The sequence below is a fragment of the Rudanella paleaurantiibacter genome, assembly GCF_009184635.1.
GTDB lineage: Bacteria > Bacteroidota > Bacteroidia > Cytophagales > Spirosomataceae > Rudanella > Rudanella paleaurantiibacter.
Genome location: NZ_WELI01000001.1, coordinates 624,691 through 640,808, shown reverse-complemented (window position 1 = coordinate 640,808; position 16,118 = coordinate 624,691). Strand labels below are relative to the sequence as shown.

Annotated in this window: 11 protein-coding genes; 7 read left to right on the top strand and 4 right to left on the bottom strand. The window is 54.5% G+C overall.

Features of this window, described 5'->3' with window-relative positions:
* Positions 1-138: 138 nt before the first annotated feature.
* Together F5984_RS02620 and F5984_RS02615 are read right to left on the bottom strand one after the other, a co-directional pair.
* A complete protein-coding gene (locus tag F5984_RS02620; protein ID WP_152122529.1) occupies positions 139-1,497 on the bottom strand; it encodes a sensor histidine kinase in 1,359 nt (452 codons plus the stop codon).
* 200 nt (positions 1,498-1,697) lie between these two features.
* Positions 1,698-2,642 carry an acyl-ACP desaturase gene (locus F5984_RS02615; RefSeq protein ID WP_152123136.1) on the bottom strand — a complete coding sequence of 315 codons (945 nt, stop codon included), beginning with the start codon at positions 2,640-2,642 and terminating at the stop codon, positions 1,698-1,700.
* Positions 2,643-2,865: 223 nt separating this feature from the next.
* On the opposite strand from F5984_RS02615, the gene F5984_RS02610 reads away from it, so the two are divergent.
* Together F5984_RS02610 and F5984_RS02605 are read left to right on the top strand one after the other, a co-directional pair.
* Positions 2,866-3,603 (top strand): lysophospholipid acyltransferase family protein, encoded by a 738-nt coding sequence (locus F5984_RS02610; RefSeq protein WP_152122527.1) that lies wholly within the window; start codon positions 2,866-2,868, stop codon positions 3,601-3,603.
* 215 nt (positions 3,604-3,818) lie between these two features.
* Complete coding sequence (locus tag F5984_RS02605) at positions 3,819-4,259, top strand: cold-shock protein (RefSeq protein ID WP_019987651.1); 441 nt, start codon at positions 3,819-3,821, stop codon at positions 4,257-4,259.
* Positions 4,260-4,283: 24 nt separating this feature from the next.
* Here F5984_RS02605 and F5984_RS02600 read toward each other — a convergent pair whose 3' ends face one another.
* Complete coding sequence (locus tag F5984_RS02600; RefSeq protein ID WP_152122525.1) at positions 4,284-5,669, bottom strand: sigma-54-dependent transcriptional regulator; 1,386 nt, start codon at positions 5,667-5,669, stop codon at positions 4,284-4,286.
* Positions 5,670-5,936: 267 nt separating this feature from the next.
* Here F5984_RS02600 and F5984_RS02595 point away from each other — a divergent pair, with 267 nt between their 5' ends.
* Both F5984_RS02595 and F5984_RS02590 read left to right on the top strand, forming a co-directional pair.
* The gene (locus F5984_RS02595) at positions 5,937-7,199 is read left to right on the top strand and encodes an efflux RND transporter periplasmic adaptor subunit (protein WP_152122523.1); all 1,263 of its coding nucleotides are present in this window, start codon (positions 5,937-5,939) and stop codon (positions 7,197-7,199) included.
* Between the two features lie 128 nt (positions 7,200-7,327).
* Positions 7,328-8,005 (top strand): ABC transporter ATP-binding protein, encoded by a 678-nt coding sequence (locus tag F5984_RS02590; RefSeq protein WP_019987654.1) that lies wholly within the window; start codon positions 7,328-7,330, stop codon positions 8,003-8,005.
* A 2-nt stretch (positions 8,006-8,007) separates the two neighbouring features.
* On the opposite strand, the gene F5984_RS02585 is transcribed toward F5984_RS02590, so the two are convergent.
* Entirely contained in the window at positions 8,008-8,451 is a 444-nt protein-coding gene (locus tag F5984_RS02585; protein ID WP_152122521.1) for a hypothetical protein, read from the bottom strand.
* A gap of 48 nt (positions 8,452-8,499) precedes the next feature.
* Between F5984_RS02585 and F5984_RS02580 the strand changes: the two genes are divergently transcribed.
* From F5984_RS02580 to F5984_RS02570, 3 genes are all read left to right on the top strand, one after another.
* Positions 8,500-10,929, top strand: a complete 2,430-nt coding sequence (locus F5984_RS02580; protein ID WP_152122519.1) for an ABC transporter permease — start codon at positions 8,500-8,502, stop codon at positions 10,927-10,929.
* Positions 10,930-11,036: 107 nt separating this feature from the next.
* Positions 11,037-13,439 (top strand): FtsX-like permease family protein, encoded by a 2,403-nt coding sequence (locus F5984_RS02575; RefSeq protein WP_152122517.1) that lies wholly within the window; start codon positions 11,037-11,039, stop codon positions 13,437-13,439.
* A gap of 123 nt (positions 13,440-13,562) precedes the next feature.
* Positions 13,563-16,034 (top strand): ABC transporter permease, encoded by a 2,472-nt coding sequence (locus F5984_RS02570; protein WP_152122515.1) that lies wholly within the window; start codon positions 13,563-13,565, stop codon positions 16,032-16,034.
* Positions 16,035-16,118 lie beyond the last annotated feature (84 nt).

Here is a 16,118-nt window from a genome sequence, read left to right as displayed (position 1 = left end):
GACCCTGGCAGTGGTTCCTTGCGAGAACAACCTTATCACCCAATACAGTTAGACGTTAGACTTACTACCATTCTGTAGGGAGGTCTAACGTCTAATGTCCAACATCTAATGTCCAGTACCGAACGGGGAAGCCCTCCCCTAAAATATCAGCCGAAATGTACTGCCTTTACCCGGCTCCGAGGCTACCGTAAGCGAACCACCGTGCTGCTGCATGATCTGACGCGATAAACTGAGCCCAATACCCGACCCGGTTTTCTTGGTGGTGTAAAACGGAATGAAAATCTGTTCGATGGCCTCGGGCTCGATACCGGGTCCGTTGTCGATCACGGCCAGTATGGGACGGGTGTCCACCAGCGAGGCTTCGAGCAGGATGGCCGCGCCGGGCGTGGGTTTAACAAACGATTCGAGCGCGTTGCGTAGCAGATTGAGCAGAATCATCTCAATCTGTCCCGCGTCGGCCAGCAGCATGGGCGCGGGCGAGGGCACTACCACGGTGAGTTTGACGCCCTCCCGGTTCAGGTCGGGCTGAGCCAGGTTAGCCACGCCCATGAGCAACTCCCGGGCCGACACTTCCGTTAATTTCGGCTGTGGTATCGACGTAAAACTCCGGTAGGCATCCACAAACCGCATGATGCTTTGGCCCCGGTTTTCGATGGTGCTGAGGGCGTCGCGCAGGTCGTTGAGCGCACCCAACGCCGTGGGCGACAGGTCCTCGGCCGGGTCGTTGTCCTTACCCAGCAAATCAACCTCAATAATATCGCGCATGGTGCCCGTGAGCGATACAATCGGCGTAATGGAATTCATGATTTCGTGCCGGAGCACCTTGGTCAGGTTCTGCCACGATTCGAGCTCTTTCTGTTGCAACTCGCCCCGGATATTCTGCAACGACACCACCGACACCAACCGGCCCCGCAGGCGCACACTCGTGCAACGCACAGTCAGCTCACCCTGAGGCCCGCCCTGATAGGTAGCTACAGCCGCCCCGGCATTGGCCTGAAGCCACGCGTGCAAGTCGGGCTGAGTAGCCTGCAAATCGGCGAGGGTGCGGAGCCGGTACACCCCCAGCAATCGCAGGGCCGTTTGATTGACCAGCTCGACCCGACCGCTACTTTCAAACGACAGCAGCCCCACATTCACGTGCTGAACCAGCGTATTGAGATAATGCAGATTGGCCTCTTTCTCGGCCCGTGCCTGCCGAAAAGCCTCCAGCACGGTGTTGAATTGCCCGTTGAGGTCGCGGAAGGTTGGACCCAGCGTGTTGTCGGACCGAAACGAGATGGCAAAATCAGAATACTGCACCGACTCCAGAAACCGAATCAGCTTGCGGTTGGTGTTGGTGCAGTAGAAGTACAGATTAGCAGCCAGCAGAAGCCCTCCTAACCCGCCAAGCAAGGGCAACAGCCGGGGGTATGGCCCCCAAATGGCATACCCAGTGGCCAGCGCTACCAGCAGCAGCACCACCACCCGCCAGCCAATGCCAATTACAAAGCGGTTCATGCGGTAAGGGTTTAGAGTTTATAGTTCTTGGTTTATGGTTTTTAAAGGGCGGCCGACGACCCGGCTTCGGACTCGAGCGGAAATAATTATAAACCACTCACTATCAAAAATGTCCTCTGTCCGAAACCGGAACACCAGCCACAAAACCAAACCATAAACGATAAACCCAAAACCGGAACGCCGACCGTCATAAACCTCCCTTAAGCAATCCAGCTAAACTCGTAGGCCAGATTAGGCACCTTGGTCCGTTCGGCTACCCGGCGCAGGCGGTCGGGCAGCGCCATCAGGTAATCGCGGGCGCGCTGACCAGCATCATTAAGGTCAGTAACGGCCCCAATGTTCCAGTCTTCGAGCAGCGAATCGAGCAGCGTAATGTAGTCCTGAGTGGTGTACACGCCGAGCCGCTGGGCCGCATCGGAGAAGTGGCTAAACGTTTGCCCGATTTTCACGCCGGTTTCGCGCAGGAAATGAGCTGGCATCACGATTTTCTTCTTCATCATGTCCTCAAAGGCGAGCATCATCTCCGACGGGTCAACCGCCATAATGTTGCTTACAAACGCCTTGTAGGCTTTAGCGTGGCGCATCTCGTCGGCGGCAATCACCCCGCAGATTTTCGACAGCTGTGTACAACCCGCCTGCTTGGCAAGGGTAGCCGTCCGGCGGTGCGACAGGTTAGTGGCCAACTCCTGAAACGACGTGTAAATAAAGTTGCGGTAAGGGTCTTTGCCCGTACCAATATCAAACCCGTCGGCAATCAGGTACTGAGTCGATACTTCCATGGCGCGCATGTTGACCCGGCCCGAGAGGTACAGGAACTTGTTCAGCAGGTCGCCATGACGGTTTTCTTCGGCGGTCCAGGCCCGAATCCAACGCATCCAGCCGTCGGCTTTTTCCTGTTCCACCCCGATCATATCCACCAGCCACGACTCGTAGGTGGGCAGGGCTTCTTCGGTAATGGTGTCGCCAACGAGTACGGCCATGTAGTCGTACGAGAGCTCGCGGGTGCTTTCCTGCAACTGCTTCACCTCGTCGAAAAACGTTTCGCGCGTTGCGTCGGGCAGCAGGTCAGAGGGTTGCCAGTTTGTATCAATGGGCTTCAGATATTCTTCCAGAAATGAGTCCATTTTTTCGCCGACGAAGCGCATTACATCCAAACGTGAACCAGAAAGTGTCATAATCAACCAGCAGATAAAGACCTTATTGTTTGAACCAAAACCAGGTGAACGTGTGTCACGAGCGGATTGCGTGTTCAGACAGACAAAGTGTGTTTCCAAATAAATACAAAAGAACGAAGATTTTAGGGGGCTTACCACACATTCCGGGCTTTTTCTGCCGAACAAATCGGAAGGACGTTAATTTTGCACCCCAATGAAACGACTGCTCGATTACGTACTAAGCGGTGTGTACCTGCTTTATTTCTTTCTGCTGCTTCTGGTCTTCCATGTCCTGCAAGTGCTCTCATTCCGCCTGCTGGGCCGACCGGCTCACAAAAAAGTAGTCGACTGGATGAATGCAAGCATTGCCTACGGCTGGTACCTGACCGGCAGCAGTATCCGATTTAAGCAGGAGGCTCCCCTCCCCACCGACCGGCCGCTTATTTTTGTCGCCAACCACCAGAGCATGTTCGACATTTCGCCCATTATCTGGTTTCTGCGGGCCCACACGCCCACGTTTGTTTCTAAAATTGAGCTGGCCCACGGCACCCCGGCCATTTCGTACAATTTGCGAAAAAGCGGAGCTGCCCTCATTGACCGAAGCAACCCCAAACAAGCCGTTGTCGAGATCGCCCGGCTGGGTAAACAGATAAGCGACCGTAACGAGTCGGCGGTGATTTTTCCCGAAGGCACCCGGTCAGCGTCGGGCAAGCTCAAACCATTTGCTACGGCTGGTGTGGGAGTACTCCTCAAAAAGGCCCCCAGAGCACTGGTAGTTCCGATTGTGATCCGGCACACGGGGCGGTTCAACCCGAAAAGTATTTTTCCGCTGCGGTCGTTCACACCGATGTCGTGGACGGTTCTCCCCCCCATCGACCCCGCCGGGCAACCCGCCGAAACAGTCGTTAAACAGGCCGAAGACGCCATTCGGGAACGGCTAACCAACCCTTAATAAGACTTTTTCCGGGTCTTCTGGAGACAAAAAAGGGTATGTAAAAACTAATTTGGCCAACCATCAACTTATTTTAGTTATATACGGTTCTTTATCTAAAGGACCGGTATATTCTCTGTGACCATCCGGTCGTTTTAGCCGTAAAGGGGTATCACTCTCGAACCAAAATCATGCTGTACGCATCCATGATCCACCCGCGAGAAAAAACAGTTATCATGGAAACCTTCAGCAAAAAGGAAAAAGAAAAACAACGCCAGAAACGGCAAAAAGACAAGCAGGAGAAACGAGAAAACCGGAAAGCCAACGCGCAGAAAGGCCAGTCGCTGGACCAGATGATGGCGTATGTTGACGAGAACGGTAACATTACCTCCACCCCACCCGACCCCACCAAGAAGCGGCAAATCAACGAAGCCGATATTCAGATTGGGGTACCCAAGCAAACCGAAGCTGATGCCCAACCAACCACCCGTCAGGGCGTGGTGACGTTCTTCAACGCATCGAAAGGATACGGCTTCATTCGGGACAAACAAACGCAGGAAAGCATTTTTGTGCACATCAACGCGTTGGCCGGTCCACTCAATGAAAATGACAAAGTAAGCTTTATGACCACCATGACCCCCAAAGGGCTCAACGCGGTGAACGTCGAAAAGCTGTAGTCTACTCCGGGGCGTTCCGCCCATCTACATTCCGTATTTTTCAAGCCGCCGGTACAGGGCCTGTCGTGACAGGCCCAGTTCACGGGCGACGTCGGTGATGTTGCCGCCGTATTTCTGCATAGCCTGCTGAATCATGCGCCGTTCCATATCGTCGAGCTGCATAGATTCGGTGGCGGCACTGACGGGCGACACCAGCCCCGACGCGCCCCCGCCCAACCCACCGAAAAAGTCGCCCGGTTCCAGCACCGACTCCCCGGTCAGAATAACAGCCCGTTCTACGGCATGTTGCAACTCGCGCACGTTGCCCGGCCACCGGTGTTGTTTCAGGTGCCGCACCAGGGCCGGACTCAGGCCCGTAACGGCCCGCCCGTACTGTTTGCGGTAGATATTCAGAAAATGCTCCGCCAGCGGCACAATATCGTCGGGGCGGTCGCGGAGGGGCGGCAGATGCACCTCAATGGTATTGATCCGGTACAACAAATCCTGCCGAAACTCGCGGTTGGTAATGCGCTCGCTCAGGTTGGCGTTGGTGGCGCAAATAAGCCGGACGTCGATGGGTCGGGGTTTGTTGCTACCCAGCCGGGTCACCTGCCGCTGTTGCAGCACCGTGAGCAACCGGGCCTGCTGAGGCAGCGTGATGTTCCCAATTTCGTCCAGAAAAATAGTACCGCCCTGTGCTTCTTCAAACCGGCCGCTTCGGTCATCGCGGGCATCGGTAAAGGCCCCTTTTACGTAGCCAAACAGCTCACTCTCAAACAGTGACTCGCTCAGCGCGCCCACATCGACCGAGACAAACGGGGCCGCTTTTCGGCCCGACTGCTCGTGAATCATGCGGGCAATGAGGTCTTTACCCGTTCCGTTCTCACCCAGAATAAGCACGTTGGCGTCGGTATTGGCCACACGGCTTACCGTGTCGAGCACCTGCCGCATGGCCGGGCTTTGGGCTATAAACGAGGAAGCAGTCCCGGAAACCGGTGCTTTTGCCCGTCCACCCCGGCTTGCAGTGCCGCTCTTATCCACCGTTTCGGTGTCTTCCTTTCCGCCCACACTACTCCGTATGGTAGCCAGCAGTTTATCGTTCTGCCAGGGTTTGAGCACAAAGTCTTTGGCCCCTACTTTCATGGCCCGCACAGCCATTTCAACGTCGCCGTAGGCCGTAATCAGCACCACCGAAGCCGAGGGGTCGATGTCGAGGATTCGGTCGAGCCAGAAAAACCCTTCGCGGCCACTACTCAGGTCGCGCTGAAAATTCATGTCGAGCAGAATCGCATCGTAACGGCCGTTGGTGACCAGAAACGGAATCCGTTCGGGGTTTTTCTCAATGTCGACATGGCCAAAATGTCGCTTGAGTAGCAACTTGGCAGCCATGAGCACATCGGGGTCGTCGTCGATTATCAGGATACGGGCCATAACGAATACAGGATGCGTAATGCGTAATGACCATCGCTGAGGCTATCGGTAAATACGCGTTATCAGTTGTTGTTTACGATTGCAATATACACCCGTTGTCAAGGCTGTCCGCTTTCGGACGAAACCTTGTCCGTGGCCGGACGTAAAACGAAGCCCAACCTAATACCATACTACTGATATACAACAGGTTATATAACTTGGCACGACACTTGAAACGTACCGTACAACGAACGAACAACTCGTTTTCTGTTTCATTCTTTTGCCATTATGGATCGCGCCTTACCTAAACGTTTCTGGACTCAACAGCGCCTGGCGCTGGCTGTGGGGGGTACGTTGTTACTTGGACTCATCGCCTATACCCTGCTCTTCGCCGATCACCGCTCGCGGCTAAACGTTGACCGGCAAAAACTGACCGTTTCCCCCGTTTCGACGGGCTCGTTTGAGGAGTTTATCGTGGTGACGGGGGTCGTACAACCGCTCAAAACTATCCGGCTCGACGCCATCGAGGGCGGCTACGTGACCGAGAAGCTGGTTGAGGGTGGGGTTCAGGTGAACAAGGGACAGGTACTGCTGAAACTGGAAAACCAGAACCTGAAACTGAGTTTTCTGCAATCGGAAACAGAGGCTAACCGGCTGGTCAACGAACTGCAAAACACCCGGCAGCGGTTGCGCGTAGAGCGGTTCGCCCTCCGCAAAACCCTCGCCGACCTCGACGCGCAGATTGAGCAGGCCAAAGACACCTACGACCGTCAAACGAAACTGATTAAAGACAAAGTGGTGTCGGAAGAGGATTTTCTGAAAGCCAAGCGCGCTTACGAGCGACTGCTCAAACAACGCGAGATTGAAGCCGAGTCGCAGCGGTATCAGGAAGAAAACGCCAAACTCCAGATTCAGCAACTGGAGGGAACCCTCAACCGCACTCAGCGCAACGTGACACTCTGGCAACAAACGCTCGATAATCTGGTGGTGAAAGCCCCTGTGTCGGGCCAATTGTCGAGTATCGATGTGGAGGTGGGCAGCAACATCAACCGGGGGCAGAACATCGGTCAGATCGACGACCTGAACGGGTTCAAGATGCGCGTTGGGGTCGATGAGCACTACATCAGCCGGGTGTATGCCGGCCTGAACGGCTCGTTTGAGTTTAACGGCAAAGCGTACCCGCTCACCATCAGCCGGGTGTACCCGGAGGTGCGCAACGGCCGGTTCGAGATTGACATGACGTTTGTGAAAGGGGCCGACAACGACGGGTGGCCGCAGGGCATCAAGCGGGGGCAATCGTCGCCTATCCGGCTGGAGCTGGGCAAAGCCGCCAAGGCGACCTTACTGCCGGTGGGTGGATTCTTCTCCGACACGGGCGGCAACTGGGTGTACGTGCTCGACAATACGGGCAAACGGGCCAGCAAACGCACCATTGTGCTCGGCCGCAAGAATCCCGAATATTACGAAGTGCTGGAAGGGCTCCAACCCGGCGAGCAGGTGATCACCAGCAGCTACGAGAACTTCGGGGATAACGAGGTGTTGGAATTTTAGAAAAATTGGTACGCAGAGATGCCCTGAGGGAAAAGAGATACGCAGAGAACTACTGAAAACCTCTCTGTGAATCTCCTTTATTCTCCGCGAATCTCTGTGTAATAAACCAGTGACTCAACCAAAAAATCATGATCCAAACCATCAACCTACAAAAACTCTTCGCGACGGAAGAGGTTGAAACCACCGCCCTCAATGGGATTACGATGGATGTCCGCGACGGGGAGTTCGTCGCCATTATGGGGCCGTCGGGTTGCGGCAAGTCGACCCTGCTCAACATTCTGGGCCTGCTCGACAACCCCACCGATGGGGAGTACAATTTCTACGGCACCCCCGTAGCCCGCATGACCGAGCGGCAGCGGGCCCAGCTCCGCAAAGGCTCTATCGGGTTTGTATTTCAGAGCTTTAACCTGATCGACGAGCTGACCGTGTACGAGAATGTGGAGCTACCTTTGCTGTATCTCAAAACGCCCGCCGACGAGCGCAAAGTCCGGGTGGAAGAAGCCCTCACCCGCATGAACATCATGCACCGGCGCAACCACTTTCCGCAGCAACTTTCGGGCGGTCAGCAGCAGCGCACGGCCATTGCCCGCGCCGTAGTGGCCCGACCCAAACTGATTCTGGCCGACGAACCTACCGGTAATCTCGACTCGACCAACGGCGAAGAAGTGATGAAACTACTGAGCGAACTGAACGACGAAGGCACCACGATTATCATGGTGACGCACTCCCCCTACGACGCCGGGTTTGCCCACCGGATTGTGAACCTGTTCGACGGCCGGGTGGTGACGGAGAACTTCCACGTGTAGGACTACAAAAACCCGTTCAGGTCCAGATTCAGGACGTCGGAGAAGGAGGTTTCGGTAGTGAGGCCCCCATCGCCAAGGCGGTAACGGAGCCATTGACCAGTTTTATAATTATAGACGAACCCCTCCAGAATACCATACAGCTCACCATCGGTCAATTTTACAACCTTACTGATGTCGTGCTTTAGACCGGTATTCTTACAAACCTCAATAATGATTCGGGCTTGTTCTGTTTGGTGGTCGTACAAAACTACGTCTGGAACCGGGGCCGCATATTCCTCCGCCAACATCGTTTCGGGCAAAGGTTCATAAGGGATTCGCCCCGACCGATACAAAGGATACAAGCCTGCTGTCAGCCTGGCAATCACGCTTTGATGTAGAATTGGGCCATAAACGCCATCTTCTTCAAGAATTAACCGAGATGCCGATGGATGTGGATACTGCTCCATGACCAGAGTGATTTTGTTTATCCAAAGATACCCAAAACCCAACAACGAATGCTAACGAACTTCCTCAAAATCGCCCTCCGCACTCTGTGGCGTAGCCGGGGGTATGCCGCTATTCACATGCTGGGGTTAGCCGTGGCTTTTTGTATCAGCCTGTTTCTGATTCTGATTGCTTATCAGCAATTTACCTTCGACTCGTTTCACGCCGACAGCGACCGGATTTATCAGACCTACCTGTTTGCCAACGACCCCGAAAAGCCGGTCAGAACCGGCGCTATGCCTATGCCCGTTGTGCCGGCCCTTAAAGCCGACTTCCCCGAAGCAGAGGCCGTTACCCGCGTCATGACCGGGCGCAAAAGTCTGGTTGAATCGGGAGGCACGTATTACGAAAAACTCATCAACTATACCGACGCCGACTTTCTGAACGTGTTTTCGTTCCCGCTGCGGGCGGGGCACCGGGCCTCGGCCCTGCGCGACCCCGGCAGTGTGGTCATCAGCGAGAATATGGCGCAGGATGTATTCGGAACAACGAACCCGCTTGGGAAACGCCTGCGCCTTGGGCAAGATGGCCAACTAACCGACTTCACCGTGACGGGCGTTTTGGCCGATGCCCCGACCAACTCAACCATTCAGTACGATGCCCTGGTTCGGATTGAGCGCTCACCCAATTACACCGCCCGCCTGAACAACTGGAACGACGGTGGGCCGATGGTTTTTGTGAAACTCCCGGACCATGTCGACAAGGCGGGCTTTGAAGCCCGGCTAAAACCCTTTACGCTGAAGTATTTTACCGACCGGCTCGACGGGTTAATTCAGAAAAAAGCCCAACCCGACGAGCGAGGTGATAAACTGGCGCTTCGGCTACAACCGCTCCGCGATGTCCATTTCAACCGCGAAATAAACGACGGTAAAGGCACGCCTATCGCCATTGTTTACGTGTTGCTGGGACTGGCGTTTTTTATCCTGCTTATTGCCTGCATCAACTTCATTAACCTGAGCATTGCCCGCTCGGTGACGCGGGCGCGGGAGGTGGGCGTTCGGAAATCGCTCGGTGCGCCTTCGCGGAGTTTGTTTGCGCAGTTGTGGGGCGAATCGGCGCTGCTGTGCGGGCTCGGTTTCGTAGTCGGCCTGACACTCGCTGTCATACTTCTGCCAACGTTCAACGCCACCTTCGGAGCGCGACTGACGCTCGCCCAGGCGTATCAGCCCGGTTTTATTGGCCTTATTCTGGCCCTCTTTCTGCTCGTAACACTCATGGCAGGTGGCTATCCAGCCTGGCAGATGACCCGCTTACAAACCGTTCAGGTGCTGAAGGGCAACCTCAAGGCCGGGCGACCCAGTCGCCTGCGCAACGCCCTGCTCATCACCCAGTTTACGCTCTCGTGCCTGCTCACCTGTTGTACACTCATTGCCTTTGAGCAGGTCGATTTTTTGCGACAAATGCCGCTCGGTTTCGACAAAGAGCAGGTTATCAGCATCCCGGTCGGAACGCAGGTCGACGGACGGCAGGTGCTGGGGCGGCTACGTCAGGTGCTGGCCCACGACCCCACCATTCTGTCGCTGACGGGAGCGAGCGTGAACTTAGGCAAGGGTAGAGACCGGGTTACCTCACGGAGTACGTTTGGGTTTACCAGCAACGGCAAAGAGATTACGTCGGATGTATTGTTTGTCGACTACGACTATCTCCAGACCTTACGCATCAAACCCACGGCGGGCCGCGACTTTAGCCGGGCCTTCGCCACCGACTCTGCCAACCGGGTACTCATCACCGAGAGCATGGCCCGGCAACTGGGTAAGCCCAACCCGGTGGGGATGCTGCTCGGCGACGATGCCGACACCACCGGCAATAAAGCCCAAATTATTGGCGTAGTGCCCAATTTTCAGCTGTATTCCGTGGCCGACGAAACGCGCCCTATCATACTCTATTTGTCTAATAACCAGCCGCTACATTACATTTTTGTACGTGTGTTGCCGCAACACCTACCGGGCGCGATGGACAAACTGAAGGCTACCTGGGCAACCGTAGCTCCGCAGTCGCCGTTTATGGGCTCGTTTCTGGACGAGAACGTGGATGCCTGGTACCAGAACGAAGCCGTTTTCTCGCAGGTACTGAGTCTGGCGTCGGGGGTGGCCGTGGTTCTGTCGTGCATCGGTCTGTTCGCCATTGCGTTGCTCACAGTTGAACAGCGCACCAAAGAAATAGGCATTCGCAAGGTGATGGGAGCCACCGTGCCCGGTATTGTTCTGTTGCTCTCGCGGCATTTCATCCGGCTGGTGCTCATGGGGCTTTGTTTGGCCGTACCCATCGCGTGGTTTGGTATGCATCAGTGGCTCGAAAAGTACGCGTACCGGATCGAAATCAGCCCGTGGCTCTTCGTGACGGTCGGTACGGGGGCCCTGCTGATTACCCTATTCACAGTCAGCTACCAAAGCATCCGGGCCGCCCTGATGAACCCCGCTAAAAGTTTACGAACGGAATAAAAAGAAACAGGGAAAAGAAAAAAGGAGAAAGGAAACGCAAGCGCGGCCATTCCTTCTGCCTTCTCCACCTCCCCCTTTGCTCCATCCTCCTTTCCTCCCTTCTTCCCATGTTAACGAATTATCTGAAAATCGCCCTCCGCACCCTGTGGCAGAATCGTCTGTTCACAGCCATCAATATGCTGGGGCTGATCGTAGGCGTGGCGGGTGGACTACTCATTTACCTGTTTCTTCGCCACCACCTCAGCACCGACCGGCATCACGTACATTATGAGCGGATCGTTCGGATCAGCACCGACTTACATCTGGACGACGGCACTGTAGAGCATAACCCTGAAGCCCCACCTCCAATGGCCCAAGCACTGCGAACGCGCTACCCGCAGGTAGAACAGGCGGGTTTTCTGGCAGGCTTCTCCGACATGAACGTGAGTTTTCGTCGGCCCGGCAGTTCACAGGTTTTTCGGTTTCTCGAACATACCGGCGTTGGGTTTGCCGAACCCGAATGGCTCGATGTGCTCACGTATACATTCCTGTACGGTCATCCCCAAAAAGCCCTTCGGGCACCCAATCAGGCCATTCTGACCGAGTCTTGGGCTAAACGTTATTTTGGTAGTACGGCAGGGGCCTTCGGGCAAACCGTCACGCTCAACCACAAGGCCGTGGTTACCGTGGTGGGCATTGTAGCCGACCCTCCGGGGCCCACAGATACGGAACAGGGGCTATTAGTATCGTTATCAACCATCAATCAGGTAGGTGTTGGGCAGGGAATGACCAATGACTGGTATAGCCTTAACAGCACGAACCGGGTTTATGCTCGGCTAAAAAATCCCGAAACCCTACCCCATTTACAACAGGCCATGCCTGCGCTCACCAAACGCGAATACGGCAAGTCGGCACGATTTTTTCGCTTTGTGGTGCAGCCTTTGTCCGAACTTCATTTCGATGTAGCCCGCGACCCCGCTCATAGTATCCGTCCGTCGTTGCTGTGGTCAATTGGCGCTATTGGTGTGTTGATCATCTTGGCGGCCTGCATCAACTTCGTGAATCTGGCTACCGCGCAGGCCGTCGGGCGAGGTAAGGAGGTAGGGGTCCGCAAGGCACTCGGTAGTTCAAAACGGCAAGTAGCAGGGCAGTTTTTCATCGAAACGGGTCTTATTTCGTTTGTCGCTACAGGCATGGCTGTACTCCTGGTAGTGGCTCTGCTACCTCACTTCAACGAGTGGTTACAACTCCAGTTATCCCTGTCGGCCGACCGGCTCACTGTAGGCATTGTGGCCGGGATATTCATAAGCATAACGTTCCTGTCAGGTGCTTATCCGGCCGGTATTTTATCTGGATTTTCGCCCTGGGAAGCCTTAAGAGGGAAACTCTCGACACCTACAGGTAGCCTATCTGCCCGGAAAGCATTGGTAATTGGGCAGTTTGCCGTTTGCCAGTTATTGTTGCTTAGTGCGTTGGTTGTGGCCCGGCAGGTACAGTACCTACAACAGGCAGATCTTGGCTATAAGAAAGAGAATGTGCTACTGGTTTCGCTCCCTTTCGACCAGGCAGCCCGGCATAGTGCTTTCAAACAAACGCTGGCAAACTCTGCCGATGTTCGGTCGGTAAGCCTATCGGCACTACCTCCATCCAGTTCAAGCATGTTTGGCGGGCAAATTAAGTTCAATGGCCGGGCCGACTGGGAGAAATTCGCCATCCGCGACCGGCTGGCCGATGCCGATTACCTGCGCACCTATAATCTGCACCTGTTGGCTGGCCGCAACATTACCCCCGGCGATACCATATGGGAGTTTGTGATCAACGAGACGTTGTTACACAAACTTGGCTACCAAAACCCGGAACAGGTGTTGGGCAAGCGTATTTGGCACTACCTCGTGCCGGCCTGGCTACCGGTTGTGGGCGTCGTGAAAGATTTCAACCTAAAATCGCTGCGCGACGAAGTAGCTCCCTGTATTATTGCCAACTGGTCGCCCTGGTATCGGTGGGCAGGTGTACGCATAACTGGGCAAGACCCTACCCAGACAATTCAGCATATTCGGCAGATCTACCAACAGATTTTCCCTGACGAAGTGTTTGAATACCAGTTTCTGGATGATCAGGTAGCCAGCTTTTATGAAACAGAGCGGCTCATTACCCGGCTTGTCAATACGTTCACGTTGTTGGCGGTGTTAATTTGTTGCTTAGGTCTCTACGGCCTTGTACTGCATATGGTTCAGCAACGCACCAAAGAAATTGGCGTGCGAAAAGTACTAGGAGCCAGCGTACTAAGTCTGGTAATACTATTGAATAAAGATTTCCTGAAACTGGTGGTTGTGGCCATTGTGGTGGCCTCGCCTGTTGCGTGGTATCTGATGCAGAGCTGGCTCGAAAATTACACCTACCGCGTCCAGATCGAGTGGTGGGGACTTGCCCTATCGGGGCTGCTGTCGGTGAGTATTGCACTACTGACAGTCAGCTACCAAAGCATCCGGGCCGCCCTGATGAACCCCGCTAAAAGTTTACGAACGGAATAAAAAGAAACAGGGAAAAGAAAAAAGGAGAAAGGAAACGCAAGCGCGGCCGTTCCCTTCCCCTTCCTCCCCTCCTCCTTTCCTCCATCCTCCTTTCCTCCATCCTCCACTTCCTCCTTTCTTCCCATGTTAACGAACTATCTGAAAATCGCCTGGCGGAACCTTGTCAATAACAAGGCTTTTTCGTTTATCAACATTGTCGGGCTGTCGGCGGGGCTGTCGTGCTGCATGCTCATCTGCCTGTACATCTACGACGAACTTAGCTACGACACCCAACACCCCGACGTAGAACAGCTTTATCAGGTGGGTACGGCATTTATCAACCCTGACGGTGAGCGGAAAACAGCCGCAACGCCCTACCGCCTGGCCGACGCCATGCAACAGGAGTATCCCGAAGTAGGTAGCACTACCCGGCTGGTTGGCTTATTCGGCGATGACAAAACGCTGCTTCGCGCTAATCCCACAGGAAACGCAATGAACAGTAAACTAGCCGTTTTCTATGAATCTAAAGGCTATCTGGCCGACTCTTCCTTTTTCTCTTTTTTCCGGTACAACTTCGTAGAGGGCGATGGCAGCAAGGCATTGGCAAACCCCAACTCCATTGTCTTATCCGAAACAATTGCCCGTAACCTGTTCGGTGGGCAGCCGGCGCTGAATCGGACTATTCATGTCGAGAGTAATACCAACGGTAAAGGTGACTACACCGTAACGGGGGTATTCCGGTCTGGTACGGTGCCAACACACATCGACGCGCGTTTTTTCCTCTCTTATGCCGGGGGCGGACTGTCGCAGTATATCAATGGTACCACGGGCATGGCGAGCAACAATATGTTCTTCACCTACCTGAAACTAAAGCCCGGCACAGATGCCCGCAAGCTGGAAGCCAAGTTGCCCACCTTTGTGGAGAAGTATATGCGGAAAGATTTAGCGGTGGCGGGACTCGACAAAAAGCAGTTTCTGATGGCTGTGCGCGACATTCACCTGCACACCGACCTGACGCACAACGTTACACCTAACGGCAGCCTAACCTACCTCTATATCCTGGGCTCTATCGCGCTGTTTACGCTGCTCATTGCCTGCATTAACTTCATGAACCTGAGCACGGCGCGGTCGGGCAAACGAGCCGCCGAGGTAGGCGTCCGGAAGGTGCTGGGGGCCGGGCAAACATCGCTGGTGCGGCAGTTTCTGAGCGAAGCGCTGCTGCTTAGCCTGTTTGCCTTTGTGCTGGCGGTGGGGCTGGTTTGGCTGATGACACCCGTTTTTGAAAGGGTGTCGGGCAAGACCTTACACTTCTCTGTGACCCAACGGCTGGAGTTGCTCGCTTCGTTCTTCGGTATCAGCTTGTTCACAGGCTTACTGGCGGGGAGTTACCCGGCGTTTTATCTGTCGTCGTTCAAACCCATTGCGGTGCTGAAAGGCGGAGTTGGTCGGGTTGGTGGTTCGCTGGCAGCCGTATCATTGCGGAAAAGTCTGGTGGTGGTGCAGTTTACGCTATCGGTAGTGCTGATGATTGCGTTGGTCGTGATTTCTCAGCAGATGCGTTACCTGCGGTCGGCCGACCTGGGTTTCGCTAAAGAGCAACAGCTAATCATCCCTCTACGCAGTGAAACAGCCAAAGCAGCCTACCCGGCCCTGAAACAGGCATTGATCGGCACGGCGCAGGTGAAATCGGTAGGTGCATCGGCCTATTATCCGGGTATTTTCAACCCCGAAGACGCCCAATTTTATGGCGAGGGTCAAACTAAAAGCGATGCTGAAGTGACAAAAATCAATCGCGTTGACCCGGATTATCTACAAACAATGGAAATTAACCTTGTGGCAGGCAGGTTGTTTTCGGCGGCTTTTCCGGGCGACACCAACAACCGAATCATCCTGAACGAAAAGAGCGTCAAAGAGATGGGCTTTGCCTCGGCGCAGGCTGCTATTGGCAAACAGGCTATTTCTGACTGGGGGCAAGACGGCCATCGCTTCACGATTGTGGGCGTAGTAAAGGATTTCCATTTTGAAGACCTGCACGTACCCATTACGCCTTTCGGCTTTATGCTCAACCCAAGAGGTAACTACAATTATGCGGTAATAAACCTCAAAGCGGGCAACACCCAGACTATGTTGCAGACTCTGGAAAGTGTGTGGCAACGGCTCAACCCGGCCGAGCCATTTGAATACAGCTTTCTTGATGCAGATTTCCAAAAGAATTACGAAGCCGAAAACCGGCTTTCGACGCTGGTAAGCTACTTCACCTTTATCGCTATTCTGATCTCCTGCCTGGGGCTATTTGGGCTGGCGTCATTCAACGTAGAGCAGCGGGTCAAAGAAATTGGTGTGCGGAAAGTGCTGGGCGCAACGGTCGGCAGTGTGATGGTTCTGCTGTCTAAAGATTTCCTCAAACTCGTGCTGATTGCTGTTGTGTTAGCCTCTCCGCTGGCGTGGTACGCCATGGACCGCTGGCTACAAGGCTTTGCCTACAAAATCACTATCGAGTGGTGGGTGTTTGCCCTGGCGGGTGCGCTGGCGGTCGGCATCGCGCTATTTACGGTGAGTTTCCAAAGCGTAAAAGCGGCCCTGATGAATCCGGTCAAATCACTAAGAAGCGAATAAAAGCAGGAAAGGAGGAAGGGGAGGAAACGCAAGCGCGGCCATTCCTTTCCTTCCTCCTTTCCTCCATCCTCCTTTCTTCCCTTT